The organism is uncultured Microbacterium sp. (genome assembly GCF_963521645.1).
Classification (GTDB): domain Bacteria; phylum Actinomycetota; class Actinomycetes; order Actinomycetales; family Microbacteriaceae; genus Microbacterium.
On record NZ_CAUQVQ010000130.1, the window covers coordinates 1 to 4,519 of the forward strand.

Sequence of the window (4,519 nt, forward strand, 5' to 3'; positions counted from 1 at the left end):
ACGATCGGCACCTGGTCGGCGAACGGCTCGAGCTGCGCGGCCGTGATGCCACCGGTCGCGACGATGAGCCCCGCGACGCGCATGCCGAGCAGTCGGTGCAGCGCGCCGATCTGCTCGGTGCCCTGCACATCGGCGCCGATCGTCACGGTCACGAGGTCGAGGCCTCGCCGGTGCGCCTCATCCTGCAACCGCGAGAACAGCAGACCGTAGGCAGGGTTGCTCGCGTCGCGCAGCATGAGCCCGACGGTGCCGGTGCGGCCGGCGGCGAGCTCGGCGGCCATCGTGTTGCGCACGTATCCGAGGCGCTCGGCCTCGGCGAGGATCCGCTCCTGCGTCTCGGGAGCGAAGCGCCCTTCACCCTTGAGCGCCCGGGTCGCGGTCGCGCGAGAGACCCCGGCGGCCGCGGCCACATCGCTGACCGTGACGCGCAGCCCCGGAGCGTCCGACGACGATGCACCACTCATGCGCGAGCCTTCCGAACCCTGCGGGGCGCCCCGGCGCGCGATCCTCGTCCATACACGAGATACATGGTGACACCCATGATGATCATCAGCAGCACTGTGTAGACGAACGTGATCGGCATCGCGTCGAGGTTGTTCTCGCCGCGCGTGCTCTCTTGGATCGCCACACCCAGCGGCTTGAACAGCGGGTGGTAGAGGAAGATCGCCGCGTCGTAGTCGTCGAGCAGGCTGTTGAAGTTCAGGGCCGTGATCGCCGCGGCGGTCGGCAGCACGAGCGGTATCAGCACGCGGCGGAACGTCGTGAGCGACTTCGCCCCGAGGATGCGCGAGGCGTCTTCGAGTGAATCCGGCACCGACGCGAACCCGGCCTTGAGCAGGCGCAGCGTGAACGGGATCTTCACGCAGATGTATGCGACGAGCAGCAGGATCGGCGTGCCGGTGAGCACGAGCCCGCCCACGATCGCCCGTGGCTCGTCGAAGGCGGTCACGAGGGCGAGAGCGATCAGCACGATCGGCAGGATCCACGGGATGTGCAGCACGTACTCGATCGCGGTGGTCAGCAGGTTGCGGTGCTTCTGCAGCATCCGCGCGACGAACAGCAGACCGCCGACCACGATGAGCGACGCGAGCGCGCTGTAGACCACGCTGACGATGAAGGGACGGATCGCCTCGGCGCTCGAGAACACGGTGATGTAGTTGTCGAGCGTGAAGCTGTCGAGCGTGATGGATCCGGCGAGGATGCTGCGCGCATCCACGAACGAGAAGATCACGATCAGCACCACGGGGATCAGGTAGATCACCCACAGCAGATACGCGATGACGTGCACGGCCACGTTCGCGAACGGGTTGCGGATCTTCTGCTTCTGGATCGGCGTCGCGACCTTGGCGACCGAGAAGTACACGCCCGATTTCTCGAAGCGGTTCATGATCGCGAGCAGGATGATCGTCGCGATGCCGAGCACGATCGCGAGCAGCGCGGCGATGTCGCGCGTGATCGGGCTGCGCGAGAGATCGATGATGAGCGGAGCGACGGTCTGGAAGTCGGGCCCGCCGAGCACGAGGGGAGCGGTCAGCGCGCCGAGCCCGATGAGGAAGGTCAGCACGGTGACGGCGAACAGCATCGGCTTCATCACCGGCAGCACGATGCGGCGCAGGATCGTCCAGGTGGACGCGCCCATGAGCTTGGCGGCCTCGATCGACGCGTAGTCGACCTTGCCGAGCGACGACGACAGGAACAGCATGTGGTTGGTCGTGGTCGCGAACGTCATCACGAAGACGACGGCGAAGTATCCCGAGAACCAGTCGCGATCCATGTCGGGCCAGATGTTGACCATCAGGTTCGTGAAGAACCCGAACTTGCCGTAGATGAAGTTGTATCCCGCGGCCAGCACGATGCCGCCGTAGATCAGGGTGGTGGCGTAGCCGAGCCAGAGGATCTTCGCCCCGCGCACCTGGAAGTACTTCGTCACCAGCACGATGAACACGCCGACCACGTTGACCGTGATCGACAGGGTCACCGCGAGCAGGAAACTGTTGCCGAGCGTCTTCAGCGCGCGCTCGCTGCCGAGCAGCTTCTCGACGGCACGGATGCTGAACTGACCGTCGGGGAAGAACGTGACGCCGAGCAGGGCGGCGTTCGGCAGCACGAGGAAGGCGGCGGCGAACCAGATCGCGACGATGCCGGTGATCCACGCGAGAGGCGAGCGGAGCATCGCCTTCAGGCTGCCGGGCTTGCCTCTCGTGCGGAGCCGCGGTCCCGCCGTCTGACCCTCGACGACCGCAGTGGTCGTCAAGGAGCCGGCTTCTCCGGTCACGGCCGCTGAGGGCGGGACCGCGGGGCTTGAGGGGTTCTGGGGCTTCTGCGCATCCGACATGTCACGCCGCCGGGTACTGCAGGATCCACCGGGGGTCCATGTCGACGCGCACCGCGTCGCCCGGGCTCCACTGGCGGGCGCTCGCCGCGGCGGGCACGCTCACGCGCAGCGCGGCATCCTCCGCCTTCACGGTGTAGACGCTGTGGCTGCCGTGATACGTGCGGTCGACGACGGTGCCGTCGAGCGAGGCGGATGCCGCAGAGGCGTCGCCGGCCTCGGCGAGGTGCAGCTTCTCGGGCCGCACGTAGCTCTCGGCGGTGGCATCGAGCCCTGCGCCGAGGCTCGTGAGCTGCGCCGGGCTGAGACGGTTGTTCTCGCCGATGAACCGGCACACGAACGGCGTCGCGCTGCGGTCGTAGATCTCTTCAGGCGTGCCGACCTGCTGCAGCGTGCCGGCATCCAGCACCGCGATGCGGTCGCTGAGGGTCAGTGCCTCTTCCTGGTCGTGCGTGACGTAGACAGTGGTCACGCCGACCTCGTGCTGCAGCTCCTTCAGCTGCTCGCGCAGCTGCACGCGCAGCTTGGCGTCGAGGTTCGACAGCGGCTCGTCGAGCAGCAGGATGCTGGGGGTCAGCGCAAGAGCGCGGGCGATCGCCACGCGCTGCTGCTGTCCGCCCGAGAGCTCCGACACGTTCTTGTCGAGCTGCGATTGCGCGAGGCCGGTGCGGTCGGCGATCTCGTCGACGCGTCGACGCTGCTCGGCCTTCGACGTCTTCTGGATCGACAGGCCGAACGCGATGTTCTCGCGCACGTTCATGCTCGGGAACAGCGCGTAGTTCTGGAACACCATGCCCACGCCGCGCTTCTCGCTCGGCACGCGCGTCACATCGCGGCCGTTGATGTGGATGCGGCCGCCGGTCGGCTCGACGAACCCGGCGAGGGTGCGCAGGGCCGTGGTCTTGCCGCATCCGGACGGACCCAGGAGGGTGAAGAACTCACCCTCCTGGATCTCCAGATCGAGGTGCGAGACCGCACGGTGATCGCCGAACGCGACCTCGACATCTTCGAAACGGATCATGCTGTCTTTCCGGTCGTGGTGTGTTCGGCTCAGCCGATGTACTCGAGCGTGACCTTCTCGACCCAGGCGCCGAGGTTCTCGCTCACGAAGCCGAAGTCGATGTCCTGACGGTCGAGCGTGCCCATGAGCTCGACGACGTCGGGGTTGGCCTTGTCGACCGCGCCCTCGTTGACGGGCATCGAGTTGAACTCGGCCGCGAACTCGCCCTGCACCTCGGCGCTGCCGAACCAGTCGATGAACTCCTGGGCCTTCTCCTCGTTGCCGGTGCCGTTGATCTGCGCGATCTGCTCGGTGACATACGGCACGCCGTAGTCGGGAACGATCATGCCGGTCGTCGTGCCGTACTCCTCGTCACGAGCCGCGATGCCGCTCGACGGCAGCACGCCGTAGTCGACCTCGTCACGCGTGATGCGGGCGTAGAGGTCGGTGCCCTCGACCGCGGGCGAACCGTTGGCGTAGTACGACTGCACGAGCTCCCAACCCTCGTCGCTCACACCGAGGTCGCCGTCCTCGTCGAGGTGACGGCTCAGGATGCTCGCGAGCACGAGCTGCGGGGTGGCCTGGCCGAGCGCCGGGTTGACCTCGTAGCGGCCCGCATACTGCTCGTCGGTCCAGAGGTCCTCCTCGTCGGACGGGGCATCGGTGATGCGGTTCTTGTCGTAGACCGTGACGATCGCCTGCTCGACGAGCGGCCAGAACGCGCCGTCGGCGGGGTCGCCGGCATCCGCGGGGACCTCTCCGCTCCACTCCGGCTCGTAGGCGGTGATCGCCTCTTCGGACTTGAGCTGCTCGAAGAACATGTTGTTCAGACCGAACACGACATCGCCGACGGGGTTGTTCTTCTCGGCGATGATGCGGTTCGTGAGGTCGGCGCCGCCGAGGCCCACGATCTCGATGTCGATGCCGGCCTCTGCCGCCTGCTCGGTGATCCACTCGCCGCGGCCGTCGCTGTTCGAGTTTGTGTAGACGATGAGGGTCGCATCGGATCCGCCGTCGCCGGAGCCGCCGTCGGACTCGGAGTTGCCGCCCGAGCATCCGGTCAGGGTGACCGCCGTCACCGCCGCGATTCCCAGCAGAGTCCAGCGCTTCTTTCGGATGTCGACCATGGTCGCCCTTTCTCATCATCGAGGTGTGTCTGATCCGACTGTACCCCGGCTTTGTGGTTT

4 protein-coding genes are annotated in these 4,519 nt (G+C 66.8%); all 4 read right to left on the reverse strand.

What is annotated here, in order from left to right; translation table 11 throughout:
* Positions 1 to 464: LacI family DNA-binding transcriptional regulator (locus RWO82_RS15125; RefSeq protein WP_314428355.1), on the reverse strand; the 464-nt coding region annotated here is incomplete at its 3' end.
* The gene (locus RWO82_RS15130; protein WP_314428356.1) at positions 461 to 2,254 is read right to left on the reverse strand and encodes an iron ABC transporter permease; all 1,794 of its coding nucleotides are present in this window, start codon (positions 2,252 to 2,254) and stop codon (positions 461 to 463) included. The genes RWO82_RS15130 and RWO82_RS15125, both read right to left, overlap by 4 nt.
* 82 nt (positions 2,255 to 2,336) lie before the next feature.
* On the reverse strand, positions 2,337 to 3,353 hold the full coding sequence (locus tag RWO82_RS15135) for an ABC transporter ATP-binding protein (protein ID WP_314428357.1): 1,017 nt from the start codon (positions 3,351 to 3,353) through the stop codon (positions 2,337 to 2,339).
* 29 nt (positions 3,354 to 3,382) lie between these two features.
* Positions 3,383 to 4,459 (reverse strand): extracellular solute-binding protein, encoded by a 1,077-nt coding sequence (locus RWO82_RS15140; RefSeq protein ID WP_314428358.1) that lies wholly within the window; start codon positions 4,457 to 4,459, stop codon positions 3,383 to 3,385.
* Positions 4,460 to 4,519 lie beyond the last annotated feature (60 nt).

What these genes read in the sequence shown, in the direction of transcription:
- RWO82_RS15135 (WP_314428357.1), bottom strand. Translation starts at nt 3,353, where the DNA reads ATGATCCGTTTCGAAGATGTCGAGGTCGCGTTCGGCGATCACCGTGCG.
- RWO82_RS15140 (WP_314428358.1), bottom strand. Translation starts at nt 4,459, where the DNA reads ATGGTCGACATCCGAAAGAAGCGCTGGACTCTGCTGGGAATCGCGGCG.